This is a genomic window from Streptomyces sp. NPDC058086 (assembly GCF_042885015.1).
In the GTDB taxonomy this organism is placed as follows: Bacteria; Actinomycetota; Actinomycetes; order Streptomycetales; family Streptomycetaceae; genus Streptomyces.
Window position 1 is genome coordinate 1 of record NZ_JBHVST010000065.1, and the last position, 14,230, is coordinate 14,230.

A 14,230-nucleotide genomic window follows, 5' to 3' on the forward strand; every position below is an offset into this window, starting at 1 on the left:
TGAGATCTACTTTGATTAATTCGTCGGCTGCGTGAGATGTGTATAAGTGACAGATATGAAAGCGAACTACCGTGCTTCGCACGGTAGTTGCGCACACGCTCCGCGTGTGCGCTGGTGGCTCGCTGCGCTCCCCACCCCAACTTGCTTCGCTGCGCGAAGCAAGTTGACGCCCCCTCCGCTGCGCTCCAGGGGCGGTCGGCCGCGTTGCGGCCCGCGGCTGGGCTCCGCTCGGGTGGTGTCCTCCGCTCCGCTCCAGTCACCCCCGCACTCCGTGCGAGATGAAACCGGGCCTGCGGCCCGGGCCGCGGCAAGAAGTCTGGGTTCGCGGGGGCCTGACACGACAACAGGGCGGGGGCTGCAGTTAGCGGCAGTCACGGGGGGGGGCGTAACGGACTGTCAGGGGAATTAGGGCAGAGGGCTGAAGGAGATGGGAAGTGTGCTTCAAAGTGGACATGAGATAAAGTCTGTAACTATGGCCTCCCACCCTGCGAGGTGTGTCTCCTCGACGGGTCAGGCCGATAAAAAGGCCGTGGAAGCGCCGTAGTTTCCGGCTTCCCAACGTAATTCGGCGCAATCGACCACAGTTACATTCTTGTCCGTAGCCCATAGTGCGGAACGGGGCGAACAGCCGGGGTGCTCGCGGAGCGTTGCTGGCAGGTCCGTCAGAGACACGCTGACCGTTCCAACCTCAACACGGATGCTCTTCGACGGTGACCATTCCAGAGCCTTCGCCGTCTCCTGCTGGTCAGGCCTCCTCGTCCCGAACGTCCCGCAGGACGACGGAACATCGTCCTTGATCGCCGCAGCGCGGTTGTACTCCGGCTGCAGCAGGTTGGGGGTTGGGTGTTGATCCACCACACCACGTCGTACTCGGAGCCGAAGCGGTACACGTACTCCGCCGCGGGCTGCGTCTTGCCCACGCCCGACATGCCGTGCAGGGTGGCCACGTCGGCCCCCGACTCGGCGCCCTGGAGCAGGTGGTAGGCGTCGTTCAGCAGCGACTCACGGCTGGTGAAACGGGTGTTGCGCCGGGATACGCTGCCCCACACTTCGGGCATGGCCGCAGGGAAGCGCGGGCCCCGGTGGGCTCCCTCGACGGACTCCGACAGAGGGTCGGCAGGCGGGTCGAGGCGGTCGCGACTCGCAGGGCTGCAGCGTCGGTGAGGTAGATGGCGTTCAACAGCTGGTCGGCCGCGACGAGTTCGCTGCGCGAGCGCTCCAGGAATTGAGTGATGAGATCGTCCCCGGCCCGAGCGGCCTCGCCGCCGGGCAGCCGGTCAGCGACCTGCTCCAGCTCGGGAAGGGCGAACTCGCCCTCCTCGAGCACATTGAGCAGGTCGTTGGACAGGTCGATATCGCTCTTGTCCAGCTCGTCGATGAGCAGCACGAGCGGGATGTCGGACGGCAGCATCGCGGTGCCGAGGGGGCCGAGCCGGATGTAGCTGCCGATGCCCTCGCACGGGTCGAGCGGTTGGCACGTGTCCTCGCCGTCGTTGATCAGCACCATGCGCCGGGTGCCCTCGCCGCCGTCGAGGTCGTCGGCCGCCTTGAGCAGCGCCGGATCGACCGGCGTCCAGCCCGTGGGCGCGAGAGTCGCGACCGCGGTCTTCGCCTCCGTGCGGTCCAGGGTCCCCACCGGGTACAACTGAGCCGTGTCCTTGCAGCCCGTCTTGCGGTCATTCCCCCGGTAGTTGGCTCTAAGGGTGCGGATGCCGGGCTGCACCTCCTCCGGCGTCGCGTCGCGCACCTCGTTGAACGCCTACTTCCGCATGAGCGGAGCCGGGAAATCACGCTCGCCGTTGCTAGTGAGCACCACGAAGAGGAAGGCGCGGCGCTGGCTTCCGATCACGGGCTGTCGTGCCGCGCGGCTGGTGTCTATGCGCGCGGCCGCCGTCCCGTGATCGGCGAACCGGTACAGGACAAGCGGCGTTGTGCTGGTCCTGCCAGCGCTTGTGGATCGGGGCGTCCTCGCTGCGTCGTAGTGGTACAGCCCGTCCTGCAGTGTGGACCGGCTGACAATCGGCCAGCGCAGCACATTGCCCAGCCCCAGTTCGTACGCCACCGAGTGCGCGAGCGTGCTCTTGCCCGCGCCGGGCGGTGACCAGCAGGGGACGGCGCAGATAGAGGGCCGCGTTGATCATTTCGAGTTCCTCGGCGCCCGGCCGGTGCAGCTCGGCCAGATGCCGGTGCGCGCCCAGCCTGCGGTCCTTCGAGCCGTCGCCGTTTCTCCCGGCCGCGTCCCGGCTCGCGAAGTCGCGCCAGGGAGGTGGGGCCGGGAGGCGGTCTACGCCGTCGTGGGGTTCACCGGCACCTCGGTAGATGAGCCACCGAGATCCCAAAGTCCGTGGCCAGGCTGCCAGCACCGACGCGTACCCCTGACCGACTTCCCGGAACTTCCACTCGCCGTCGTGGCGGTACAACTGCGGCGGCTCCTGCGGCCGGCCGGAATGTCGAGCTCTCCAGGGATGACCAAGTCGCGACCGATGCCCCCAATGCGCTCGTAGTCAGCACAAGGTGCCGCTCGGCAGTTCAGGTCCTGGCAGTCGCTTGCGCCCGCTGGCGGAGTCCCTGTCGCTGAGCTCGAAGATGTCGGGGCAAGTCTCGCCGGCGAGGCTCCCTCACTCGCACGGGACCTCAACGCAAGAAAGACCCCCTACCGGAGGTCCTCCAGGAGATGACCGACCGCCACAGACATCCAGGGGGCCGCGCATCACAGGTTGCGGTCCTGGTCGTCGAGGGCTGGCCGGTCACCGGCTGCCTGCTCAGCATCTTGGGTCGCGCACGCCAGCTCTGGTCAGCATGCTCGTACACATAGCAGTGATCACACGTGAGGTCACATCGGCTGTGCACCTTGAGCACCGGCGGCCGAGGTGGTGCAGGACCACATGTCCTGCACCACCAGGCGCACAGGCCAGCCGCCTTGAGGCGGGCGTCAACGACCGTGCAGCGTCTTACCGAGCGCCGCGGCGCCCGCACCGCACAGCGTTGCCAGCGCCGCCGCGGCGATCACGAGCTCTGCTCGGCCCAGCACGAGACACCCCAGGCCCAGGCAACCGAGCCCCACCGCGGCGGAGATCAGCAGAACGTGTGTGGCGCGAAAGACCACACGCCTGCGGCGAGCCCGCCGGAGCAGGTCAGAAGGGGTGTTCAGGAAGCGACGAAACCTCCTTCGCCCCAGCCGGGAAGCCACTGCCTCGGAGAAGTCCCTTCGCCATAAGGGATCATCAAAGGGGATCGCGGGGTCGGTGCTCATATCGGTCTCTCTTTGCGCTGAAGGGTCTAGGAGCGGGCTGATCACTGATGCTGGTGTGGAAGGCACCGCTGCATCAAAACGCCCGCCCCGGTCGGTTGCCCGGACTCTATAGCCGGTTCGCTGCCAACGCTGCGTCCAACAGCATGACGCAACAACCATCAGGAGTGGCAAGCCTCCGAGTGGCGAAGGGTCTTCGTCACTGGGCACAGCGTAGCGAGAGCGGCCAGCCGTGAACCCACCTTCCGTGTCCCACAGCTGAGCCTGCCGCCAGCACGAGGAGCCGCGGCATCAGATGAACCCGCAGCTTCCCGGAGGCTCTTTCCTCCTCGGAACTACCGATGCCGCCGCCCAGCTCATAAACACCTTCATCCATCCTGGAAAACCCGCGGATAGGGAATTCGATACGCGAGAAAAATCCAGACTCTCTCAATGAATTGCTAGCAAGATCTTTATGTCGAAAACATGGCAGGCGCATGACAGCTGAAGAGTAGGCGACAAGAAAGGAGGCCTCAGCCGCGCGCGCCTTCCACAGCGACACGGCCAAGGCCACCTCAAGCTCAAACCTGGCTACCGACCGACCCTTCAACGACCAGACGAAGCAAGACCAGAGCACCCTTGAGGATACTCACCTACTCACGCCGACGGACCCTTAGCCGACGCCAGCCCTGATGCGGCACCACGAAAACCCGCAGTGCTGAGCCCTCACGAGAGGGGCGCTACCGAAGGCGTGCCTGGCCGCGTCGCGTCACTCGTCTCCCTCACGTCGCCGGCCCTCATCCTTCCTCAACAGCACTGTGCCCCACTGGCGATCCCGTACCGCCCGTACTACGCGTACGAGGCGCCGGAGGGTACAGCCCGTCATCACCTTCTACTCCTACAAAGCGTCTCAGCAACGCTCTCTGGAGGCCAGGTACCCCGAATTCCCTGCTCCCCTACCGGCCGTCCGCACGTCGGCCAGTAGGGCGGCGGAGCCGACGCGCAACGCCAACGCTTCCGTGGACCTCAGGGAGAGTCGGGTGGGCGCCGTCTGGTCCGGCGGATCATGTCCAGTGCCCGGTCGGCCGTAGGTTCCAGCAGGGCTTCCCGGTGCGCGGCATGCCCTGCCGGACACCGGCCCTGGTGTTCGCCAGAGCCGTCGGCCGAGACCGGCCGGGCGCACAGGAGGCAGCGTCTGTACTCCGGTGGAACGAGACGGGCAAAGTGCTCATCAAGAAGATCGCGGCGACGGTGAGACACAGCATCGCCGGCCCCGGTCAGCGAAAGCGCGCTCCATCAGCCCCGAGAACACCCACGGTCGCAACCGCGGCACCCGCCAGGAGCGGAGCAGCGACGAAATGTGCTTGATCAACCGCATGCGGAGCGCCGATACGGTTCGGACGCTCCCACTCCTCATCGCTCAGCGCCATCTCGACTCCCCCCGCCCAGGCCCCAAGAACGCCAGTGTCCCGCGGACTCCCGTTTCCCGTAAGCAGCCGGGCGGCCGTACGTATGAGCGGCATCAGCGCCCCAGGCTGCCGTCGAAGGTGATGTCGAAGCCGTGCGGCGGCGTCGTCCTGCGGCCAGGAAGTCACTGGCGACCCGTCTACGAGCCGCGACAACTCAGCTGGAACCAGCAAGCCGGCTCACCAGTGCCAGCACCGGTGCAGAAGCAGACCTGTTCACCTCTCTCCCACCAAAGAACGCTCACTGAGCAAACACCAAGAACAACTATCCATAGTGACTGCAACTATACGTAGTAGTTGGTAGTGTCTGGGCTAACAGGTGCGGAGGGGATCGCATGAAGCTGACCGTGTTCCAGTTCGAAGGAACTCCCGAGGAACTGGACGCCTCGCAGGTACTGAAGGATCTGACAGACCAGCATCGCGGCCCCCTCTCGGTGGTTGCGCAAGCCGGCCGGGAAGGCGGCGCGATGCCGGCCCGGATTCAGGGAGTTGCCGACGAGGGACAGCAAACCGTGCGCCGGCTGCTGGGCCGCAGCCCGGCTCCCGGCCTGTTCGTCCGGTTCCTCGAAGAGACGACCCGCTGGGACAACGTCGGCGTCTACGGCATCAGACGCAAGAACGCACAGCCCGACACCCCCCTGGACTACAGCCGCTACCTGCGCCTGCGCAAGCAGGGATCCCAACTCGGCGGCTTCGCCTACATCTATGCCGAGTACAGCACCATCAACCTCCGGCTCAACTACAGCAAGCAGCAGCTCGACGAACTGGGCGCGGTCACAGCTCGTACCCTCACCACCGGGCACCGCGAGTACCGCGTCAGCGTCGACCTCAGCGACGAGACGAGCCTCGCCCATGCGCTGCAGCTGGCCAAACTCGCCTACGACGCCACCTGAACCAGCCACTCGTCAGCCTGAGAACCGAGAGGGAGAGTCGGTGTGGACCTTCGCCCGCATCAGCGAGAAGCAACGGACGCAGTGGTCCGTACTCTCGAACTTCCCGCCCGATCGTTGGTGCCCGAGCACGGGCTGCGCACCCAGGTGGTCATGGCAACGGGAGCGGGGAAGACCTTCGTCGCGGTCCGCAGCGCGGTGGAACTCCATGCGGGCCGTGTGCTCGTCCTTGTTCCGTCCCTGGACCTGCTCGCCCAGACCGAGGCCGCGTGGCGCGAGGGCGGGCGCACCGGGCCGATGATCGGGGTGTCCTCGCTGCGCGGGGAGGAGGCGGGCTTCCCCAACACCACGGACGTGGACGAGCTGGTGGAGTGGACCCGGTATCTGGACAAGGTCACCGTGTTCGCCACGTACGCCTCGCTCGGGCTCGGCACCCTGGAGCGGGCGCACCAGGCCGGCCTTCCCGGCTGGGATCTGATCGTCGTGGACGAGGCTCACCGGACGTCGGGCCGGATCGGGAAGCCGTGGGCGGTCGTTCACGACAACACCCGGATCCCGTCGCTGCGCCGGCTGTACATGACAGCCACGCCGCGGCTGTGGCAGCTCGATGAGGACCAGGAGCAGGGGGGCGCCCCGGGCGAATTGGCCGCCTCGATGGAGGACGACCCCAACGGGCCGTTCGGCGCCCGCTGTTACACGCTGACGCTGTCGGACGCGATCGACCGGGGGATCTGCGCGCCGTACCAGGTGGTGTGTGTGGACGTCACCGACACCCAGTTCCAGGCCGCCGTGCTGCTCGGTGTGGAGGGGCGGTCGGACCAGGTGCGCGGGGCCCGGCTCGCCGCGCTCCAGACCGCGCTGGTCAAGGCATCGTCAGAGGAGAACTTCAAGCGCACGCTGGTGTTCCACCACGTCGTCAAGGAAGCCGAGGCGTTCGCGACCGGACTGCCGGATGTCGCCGCGCAGCTGCACGCCGCCGACCCCGAGCTGTACCCGAAGACCGTGTGGGCGGACTGGCTGTGCGGCGAGCACAAGCCGGGCCACCGACGGCGCGTCCTCAACGAGTTCGCCGACGGGATCGCCACGGACGGCACGGTCGTGGAGAAGGGCTACCTGGGCTCGGTGAAGGTGCTCGGCGAGGGCGTCGACACCAAGAACTGCGACTCCGTCTACTGGGCAGACGTCCGCGGCTCCATGCCCGACCTGGTCCAGGCCGTCGGCCGCGCGCTGCGGATGCAACCCGGCGAAGGCAAGATGGCATCCCTCGTGGTGCCTGTACTGCTCGGGCCCGGAGAGACCGCGGACAACATGCTGACCTCCCGGGCGTACGGCGGCTTGGCGAAGCTGCTGGAAGCACTCAGGGCCCACGACGCCCGGATCGTGGAGCAGCTGGCCGAACCGCAGGCCCCCAGCCGCTACAAGCCCGTCCAGAAGGACCTGAAGGGCAAGGAGAAGAGCGGGGCGGGTGCGGGCGGCGCTTCCGCCCCGGCCAAGGCGCTGCTGAAGTTCTCCACACCGCGCGACCCGGCCGGGCTCGCCGCGTTCATCAACCTGCGCGTCCTCAACCCCGAACACGAACACTGGCGCCGGGGCGTAGAAGCCGCCGCACTGTACGCGCGCGAGGCCGGCGACCTGAAGGTGCCGTTCACATACCGCGTACCGACCGGTGACGAGGCCCAGGCTGAGGGGTGGCCGGCCTCGCTGGCCAACTTCCCGCTGGGACAGTGGATCGCCGACGCCCGACGCTTCTACAACCGCGGCAGCGTGGACGAGGACCGCGTCCAGCAGTTGGAGAAGCTCGGCATGGTCTGGTCGCACTTCGACGTCGCGTGGGAGGAGGGCCTGGCCGCCGCCCGTGGGTGGGCCGCCGAGAACGGGCACCTCCTGGCCCCGCTGGACGCCACCCACCAGGGCGCGAAGGTCGGCATCTGGCTCAAGAACGCCCGGGCCGCCGCGCGGAAGGCTGCCGAGATCGAGCAGCAGCGTGCCAAGGGACTTCCGGTCGGGTCGTCGGTCGGCGCCCTGTCGGAGGAGCGGCGCGAGCAGCTGGAGGAGATCGACCCGTCCTGGTGCCCCGTCTGGCCCGTGGAGTGGCAGCGCGCCTTCCACCTCACCCGCCAGCACCTGGACGAGGGTGGTGCACTGCCGACCGAGCCGGGCGTGGTCATGCGCCAGGGCGAGGATCTCGGACGGTGGGTACGGTCGGTCCGACTCACCTGGGACAAGCTCACGTCCGTACAGCAGTGGCTGTGCGAACAAGTCCTCGGAATCGAACCCGCCGCCGAGGACGAGAAGCCGCCCATTCGCCGTGCCCAGGCCGACAAATGGGCGCTGAACCTCGCCGCCGCCCGGCAGTTCTTCGAGCGCGAGGGGCACCTTCAGGTGCCGAGAAGGCACGTCGAACGGACCGTCGGCGAGGACCAGCAGGAGCGGGAGCTCCGACTCGGGGCGTGGATCGGGAACCAGCGGAGCCGGGCCGCGACACTATCCCCGGAGCGGATGGAGCAGTTGTCCGCGATCGGGATGCGGTGGTAGAGCATGCATCCTGCTGGACGACCTGGAATTCGTGCGGGGCCCGCGTATCCACCAGAGCCGGTGAGCATTCGGGAACGGGCAGCGGGGCCGGGCAGGTTGATCCTGTCCGGCCCCGCTGCCGTCGGATCAGCCGAAGTCGAGCGTCTCCTGTGCGAAGTCGGCCGGGGCCGGGCTGGGCAGGGGCGGCGGCGGTGCGCCGTCCTGGCGCGCGCCCTTCCATCGCTCGGTCAACTCGTCCTTCCAGCCCTTGGGCGGAGGCCACGAGACTCCCCAAGCGGCGAGCTGGTCGCGCTTCCAGCCGCCGGCAGGCGTGCGGGCGGCTTCGATCTCTTCGGGCGAGGGCAGATCGGGCATGTCTAGCGGCCTCCCATGAGGAACAGGGCCGAGGGCCTTGTCCCAGCCCCGGACGTGTCCTCCTGGCGGTGGTCGCGGGCCGCCGTGGAAGCGATGGATGGGCACGCGATCCGGGCCTCGCTCCCCCACGAGCCGGTCTCCGCCGCCGTAGCCGGGGACCGGATCGCCCAGGCGCTGGGTACGCCGAACGTGCCCGACGAACCGCCGATCGTGAGTGCCTTCGCGGTGCGCCGGCTCATCGCCTGCGGGCTGCCGACCGACCTGACGGCGAACCCGGAGGCCGTGCTGATCAACCCCGACCGGGTGACGGAGGTCTGCGGGATCGAGGGCCTGGCGCAGCGGCTCGCCGCCGAAGCGCCGCTCGGGCCGGACCAGGCCGCCGCCCGGTTGGGCGGGAGGAGGGTCGACTTCGACTACATGCGGGATCTGCTGTAGGTACGGCCGACGGAACGGCGTGAGGTGTGCTTCGGCACGTCACGGGCCGGGGCCGTGGTGGTCCCGCTGTTCACCACGGCGTCCGTCGACGCCCTTCCCGCCGCGCACCCCGAGATCGACTGGGAGCAGCTGCGCGGCGTCGGGAAAGGTCGGCGCTCCCCGCTCGCCGCCCTCGTGAAGGCCAAACAGCAGGAGAAGGAGACCGCCGCGGTGTGAGCGGGCGCCACCCGTGTGGGTGATGACAGCCGGGCAGTTCGGCGAGATGCTCAGCAGAAAGTCGAGAACTCCACCGACCACTTCAGGGCCCGGTCGCGCAGCGCGGCCGGGCTCGCGCCTTCGCGGCGGCGCGGCCGTACCGCAGCAACCGCGCCGCCCGGACCGTCTGCTGGCCGTGCGGATTACGCCAGCAGACGGTCGGCGTCCGTCCATCAGGTTCGAGGCAGAGCTCAGTCCTCATCCTGGTACTCGTCCTCGGTGCCGTCCACCTGCGCGATGAGAGCGAACGAGGAGCGAGTGCTTTCCCACGAGCCCGCCGTACTCGCTGCCGGCCGACGGGCCGCCACCGATCGGCCGCCGCAGGCTGTTCCTATGGAGTGGCCCGTGGAGGTCGCCCTCGCGCGGCCCGTACTGCAGCTGCCGGCGGGCCCGTCGTGGGCCTACGAGATCAAGGTCGATGGTCACCGGACCGTGCTGTGGCGGACCGAGGACGGCGTCCAGCTGCAGTCGAGGACCGGCCGCGACGTCACCGCGCTCTGGATGGACCTGGCCGTGGCCGCGATGCGCCTGCCGTCCGGCGTTGTCCTGGACGGCGTTGTGTGACCTGTGGGAGTGTCTCAGCCCCAAGGTGTCTCAGGCGGCGCAGCTCCCATAGATGAGACGTGACGGGCGTCGCGGCCACGTGCCGCAGCGGCCGCTCAGAGGTGGCCGTCCAGGAACTTCCGTACCTCGGCGATGGTCATGGGCCCCGTGCCGTGCGCCACGACCTCTCCCTCCTTCAGCAGGACGTAGGACGGGGCTCCGGTGATCCCGTATCGCTCGGTCGCGGACGGACAGCGCGTCATGTCGGTGCGGACGGCCGTCAGGCGGCCCGTGTACTCGTCTGCGATGTCACCCACGACGAGGTCCATCGCCCGGCAGGGCTCGATCGCCCTGGGCCATGTCCCGGTGAAGTAGGCGAGGACCGGGACTCCGCTCATCCCGAGGATGAAATCGAACTCCGCGTCCTCACGGGGTCGGTGAACCCGCTTCGCCATGGAAACTCCACCTCACGTTACGTCATTCCATCCCCGCGTGGTGCGGCAGGCTGAGTCCGGTCGGTCGTCCGGTTGACCTGTCGGAAGGGAGGCACGGGGCCGTCGCAGAACCACGGTGGTCCCCGGCGCGAGCGGCCCGGCCCCCCGCCGCTGGTGACCCGGTATGGCCGCCCCGCCGGTCACCCAGCTGCAGCCCGCCGCGCGCCCGTGGGTCAGCTCGTGCCGGGACAGCGCCCTCCCCGACGACATGAAAGCTGTTTTCCAGGGCGTAGCGGCCCAGATCACCGGCCAGATGCTCGGTGAGCGCGTCGACGAGCGGGCCGGTGTGCATCGTCCACCGGATCCAGTCGAGCCGTATCCGCCACCGCGCTTCTCAGAGACAGCGCCCCCGACGGGCTTCCCGAGGCCTTGTCCGGTCTTCGCATCAACCCCCGGTCAGCCGGCTGATACCGCTCTTCCCCGGGCCGCATGAGCCAGCTGATGGCACCGAGAACGAGGCACGGTTCCTGGGCCGCTCGCGGACGCGGTCGTGGACGGTCGAGGTACGCGTCAGCTGACCCGAAGACCGACCGCCAGCGTCAGTTCAAGGACCCGGTGTGGCGATGCGAGATCCGGAAACAGCTCCCGCAGCTGCGACATCCGGTACCGGACCGTCTGGGGATGGACGAACAACGCCGCCGCCACCTCGTCCCGCCTGCCCTGGTGCAGCAGCCACGCCCGCAACGTCTCCTCCAGCCGCCGTGCGGTCGCGACAGGCAAGGTCCGCAACGGTGCGAGGGCTCGGGCACGCAGGTCTGCGAACGCGTCCACGTCGGCGCTCAGCACCAGCTCGGGCAGGTGGTCCTCGGTGTCGCGAATATCAGAGGAGAGGGAGCGCGCGCGTACGGCTCGTGCGTACGAGGCGGACGCACGAGTCCATGGCCGGGCCGGGCCGACCACGGCGGTGCGGTCGGTCAGCTGCCGCAAGAGATGTGATCGGTCGGCATCGGGGACGAGCAGCACACCGGTGGCGTCCGGCAGATCGTCGAGGACGAGAGTGCTCGGGTCGAGCGTGCGGTAGGCGGGCCGGGCCTGGGCGGCGGGCAGCAGGACCGCGGTCAGTGAAACCGGAGGCTGCCACCCGGCCCGTTGAACGGAGGCCAGCAGCGCGTCCGGGCTCGCGCCGGCGAGGAGGTCGCGGGCCAGGTGTTCCAGGTGGCGCTCGTGGGCCCTGCCCTGGGCGGCCAGTTCGTCGGCGTGGCCCGCGGCGCTCGCGGCGGAGAGCTCGTCGATGTAGGCGAAGGTCAGCTCGGCGAACTTGGCGACCTCGGCGGCGGGCAGGCCCGCGGGTACGGCACCCGCTGCCAGGCATCGCCAGGCCACGCGGGCGCCGACGCGGTAGGCGCTGAGCAGGGCGTCCATCGAACGGCCGTCGCGCACCTCGCCGCGGCCCAGCTCGTAGGCCGCGTCACCGCCGTCGCCGCCTGTGGCGTTCCCGCTCGCGAGGTCCAGGTAGTGCCCCAGGGCGGTGCGGACGGCTCGGCGGATGGTGCCGCCCATACGGCCCGAAAGGGCGTTGGCGTAGGGAGGGACCTCGTCGATGATCGCCTGGACGACCTCGTCGGCGGTGGTCTTCAGCGCGGCCCGAAGTGCGGTGACCGTCGTCTCATCGAGGGCCAGTTCGCTGGCCCTCCGGATTGCATGGTTCACGTTTTTGTTCCCTGTGAACAATTCAGCCGATCAGATTTACGTCCTGCGGTCAGGACTTTACGCCTTGAGGCGCAGCAAGCTGGAGTCATGACGAGTGCAGCCCTCCGCAGCAGGGCGTGGAAACTGCTGGAGATGGTCACGACGCCGCTGCTGCCGTCGGACTACCTCGACCTGGTCAGCCCGCTGCGTGCGGGCGCCGACCTGCGTGGGCGCATCGAGGCCGTGCACCCCGAGACGGGTGACGCCGCGACTGTCGTGATCAGGCCGGGACGGGGCTGGCGCGGCCACACAGCCGGTCAGTACGTGCGGATCGGGGTCGACGTCGACGGGGTGCGCCTGTGGCGTGCCTACTCCCTCACCTCGCCGACGGACCGTCAGGACGGCCGCGTCACGATCACCGTGAAAGCGATCCCGGACGGCAAGGTCAGCAACCACCTGGTCCGCAGGGCGAAACCGGGCACGCTGATCCAGCTCGACCAGGCGACCGGTGACTTCGTGCTGCCGCAGGCCAAACCCGCCAAGGTGCTCTACCTGACGGCCGGCAGCGGCATCACGCCCGTGATGGGCATGCTGCGCGACATCGAGTTCGACGACGTCGTCATGGTCCACTGCGCGCCACAGCCGCAAGACGTGATCTTCCGCAACGAACTGCACGACCTGGTCGCGGACAAGAAGCTGCGGCTCACCGAGGTGCACACCGACACAGACGGCATGCTCGACATCGCCCGTCTCGACGAACTCGTGCCCGACTGGGCCGAGCGCGAGACCTGGGCCTGCGGGCCCGCGGGCCTGCTCGACGCCGCCGAAGAGCACTGGAGCGAGCACGGCGTACAAGAGCGCCTGCACACCGAACGCTTCCGCCCCGGGATCGTCGTCGCCGGCGACGGCGGCGAGGTCACGTTCAGCGCCACCGGCAAGACCGTCGACGCGGACGGCGCCACGCCGTTGCTGGACATCGGCGAGGAGGCCGGCGTGCTCATGCCCTCCGGGTGCCGCATGGGCATCTGCTTCGGCTGCATCACGCCGCTCAAGGCGGGCGCCGTCCGCGACCTGCGCACCGGCGAGATCACCGAGGCCGAGCCGGGCGTCCTCATCCAGACCTGCGTGTCCGCCGCGGCGGGCCCCTGCGACATCGAACGGTAGGAGCACCTTGACCGCCATCGACCCCACCGCCCACCTGACCGCGGAGCAGATCGAGGAGCTCGGCCGCGAGCTGGACGCGATCCGCGACGAGGTGATCGCCGGCCGCGGCGAGAAAGACGCCGCCTACATCCGTAAGGTCATCTCGGCGCAGCGAAAGCTCGAGCTGGTCAGCAGGGGCGTGCTGCTGTTCTCGATCTTCCCGCCCGCGTGGCTGCTGGGCACCGCCGGTCTGTCCGTGGCGAAGATCATGGACAACATGGAGATCGGCCACAACATCCTGCACGGCCAGTGGGACTGGATGCGAGACCCGAAGATCCACTCCACCACCTGGGAGTGGGATCACGTCTCGCCGTCCGAGCAGTGGAAGCACTCGCACAACGAGCTGCACCACACATACACCAACGTGATCGGCAAGGACAACGACCTCGGCTACGGCATCATGCGCGTCGACGAGGACCAGAAGTGGCACCCGTTCCACCTCGGCCAGCCGCTGTGGAACTTCCTCAACGCCTGCTTCTTCGAGTACGGCATCGCGGCGTACGACCTGGAGCTCGGCAAGAACCTGCACAAGCGCCGCCGCAAGAACCCGGAGTTCCGCGCGCGGGCCAAGGCCGTGGGCCGCAAGATCCGCAAGCAGGTGCTCAAGGACTACGTGATCCACCCGCTGCTGTCGGGCCCGTCGTTCCTCCCCACGCTCGCCGCCACGTTCACCGCGAACCTGGTCCGCAACATCTGGACCCACTCGGTGATCATGTGCGGGCACTTCCCCGAGGGCGTGCAGGTCTTCGAGCGCCGGTCGATCAAGGGCGAGACGCGCGGCCAGTGGTACCTGCGCCAGATGATGGGCTCCGCGAACATCAGCGGCAGCAGGGCCATGCACTTCATGACCGGCAACCTGTCGCACCAGATCGAGCACCACCTGTTCCCGGACCTGCCGAGCAACCGGTACGCCGAGGTCGCGGTGAAGGTGCGCGCGCTGTTCGAAAAGTACGAGCTGGAGTACGTCACCGGGCCACTGCCCAAGCAGGTGTTCTCCGCGTGGCACAAGGTCTTCCGGCTCTCGCTGCCGAACAAGAAGCCCAACGTCAAGACGCCGGACCGCGAGCAGGAGCTCGTCGCGGCCTGATCCCGGTATTGGTTCGGATCTTTCGGCCGCACCGGCGGCACCGCCGGGTTCGGTGAGATCCGTTGCGGACGGTGGGCGTCCGCGACATCAGACCGTACGACACGGGATCC

13 protein-coding genes and 1 pseudogene are annotated in these 14,230 nt (G+C 68.5%); 7 read left to right on the forward strand and 7 right to left on the reverse strand.

Annotated elements, in window-relative coordinates; genetic code table 11:
• Nucleotides 1-991 precede the first annotated feature (991 nt).
• From ACFVWD_RS37150 to ACFVWD_RS37165, 4 genes and pseudogenes are all read right to left on the reverse strand, one after another.
• Complete coding sequence (locus ACFVWD_RS37150; protein ID WP_389602447.1) at nt 992-1,747, reverse strand: hypothetical protein; 756 nt, start codon at nt 1,745-1,747, stop codon at nt 992-994.
• A 15-nt stretch (nt 1,748-1,762) separates the two neighbouring features.
• Nucleotides 1,763-2,339 (reverse strand): annotated as a pseudogene (locus ACFVWD_RS37155) (hypothetical protein); the annotation flags it as partial.
• A gap of 593 nt (nt 2,340-2,932) precedes the next feature.
• On the reverse strand, nt 2,933-3,253 hold the full coding sequence (locus ACFVWD_RS37160; RefSeq protein WP_389602448.1) for a hypothetical protein: 321 nt from the start codon (nt 3,251-3,253) through the stop codon (nt 2,933-2,935).
• Between the two features lie 196 nt (nt 3,254-3,449).
• Nucleotides 3,450-3,791, reverse strand: coding sequence for a hypothetical protein (locus ACFVWD_RS37165; RefSeq protein ID WP_389602449.1), 342 nt, complete (start codon nt 3,789-3,791; stop codon nt 3,450-3,452).
• Nucleotides 3,792-5,030: 1,239 nt separating this feature from the next.
• Between ACFVWD_RS37165 and ACFVWD_RS37170 the strand changes: the two genes are divergently transcribed.
• Both ACFVWD_RS37170 and ACFVWD_RS37175 read left to right on the forward strand, forming a co-directional pair.
• Complete coding sequence (locus ACFVWD_RS37170) at nt 5,031-5,588, forward strand: hypothetical protein (protein ID WP_389602450.1); 558 nt, start codon at nt 5,031-5,033, stop codon at nt 5,586-5,588.
• Nucleotides 5,589-5,630: 42 nt separating this feature from the next.
• Entirely contained in the window at nt 5,631-8,120 is a 2,490-nt protein-coding gene (locus ACFVWD_RS37175) for a Helicase associated domain protein (protein WP_389602451.1), read from the forward strand.
• A 126-nt stretch (nt 8,121-8,246) separates the two neighbouring features.
• Here the strand turns inward: ACFVWD_RS37175 and ACFVWD_RS37180 are convergent, their stop codons facing one another.
• Complete coding sequence (locus ACFVWD_RS37180; protein ID WP_389602452.1) at nt 8,247-8,474, reverse strand: hypothetical protein; 228 nt, start codon at nt 8,472-8,474, stop codon at nt 8,247-8,249.
• 15 nt (nt 8,475-8,489) lie between these two features.
• On the opposite strand from ACFVWD_RS37180, the gene ACFVWD_RS37185 reads away from it, so the two are divergent.
• The 3 genes from ACFVWD_RS37185 (at nt 8,490) to ACFVWD_RS37195 (ending at nt 9,728) form a co-directional block, all read left to right on the forward strand.
• Nucleotides 8,490-8,909: a hypothetical protein gene (locus ACFVWD_RS37185; RefSeq protein ID WP_389602453.1), complete on the forward strand. Its 420-nt coding sequence runs from the start codon at nt 8,490-8,492 to the stop codon at nt 8,907-8,909.
• Nucleotides 8,910-8,933: 24 nt separating this feature from the next.
• The gene (locus ACFVWD_RS37190; protein ID WP_389602454.1) at nt 8,934-9,125 is read left to right on the forward strand and encodes a hypothetical protein; all 192 of its coding nucleotides are present in this window, start codon (nt 8,934-8,936) and stop codon (nt 9,123-9,125) included.
• 372 nt (nt 9,126-9,497) lie between these two features.
• Nucleotides 9,498-9,728 (forward strand): hypothetical protein, encoded by a 231-nt coding sequence (locus tag ACFVWD_RS37195; protein ID WP_389602455.1) that lies wholly within the window; start codon nt 9,498-9,500, stop codon nt 9,726-9,728.
• A 95-nt stretch (nt 9,729-9,823) separates the two neighbouring features.
• Here ACFVWD_RS37195 and ACFVWD_RS37200 read toward each other — a convergent pair whose 3' ends face one another.
• Entirely contained in the window at nt 9,824-10,162 is a 339-nt protein-coding gene (locus ACFVWD_RS37200) for a thioredoxin family protein (RefSeq protein ID WP_389602456.1), read from the reverse strand.
• Nucleotides 10,163-10,711: 549 nt separating this feature from the next.
• On the reverse strand, nt 10,712-11,851 hold the full coding sequence (locus ACFVWD_RS37205) for a PucR family transcriptional regulator (protein ID WP_389602457.1): 1,140 nt from the start codon (nt 11,849-11,851) through the stop codon (nt 10,712-10,714).
• 87 nt (nt 11,852-11,938) lie between these two features.
• Here ACFVWD_RS37205 and ACFVWD_RS37210 point away from each other — a divergent pair, with 87 nt between their 5' ends.
• On the forward strand, nt 11,939-12,994 hold the full coding sequence (locus ACFVWD_RS37210; RefSeq protein ID WP_389602458.1) for a ferredoxin reductase: 1,056 nt from the start codon (nt 11,939-11,941) through the stop codon (nt 12,992-12,994).
• Between the two features lie 7 nt (nt 12,995-13,001).
• Nucleotides 13,002-14,120: a fatty acid desaturase family protein gene (locus tag ACFVWD_RS37215; RefSeq protein WP_389602459.1), complete on the forward strand. Its 1,119-nt coding sequence runs from the start codon at nt 13,002-13,004 to the stop codon at nt 14,118-14,120.
• Nucleotides 14,121-14,230 lie beyond the last annotated feature (110 nt).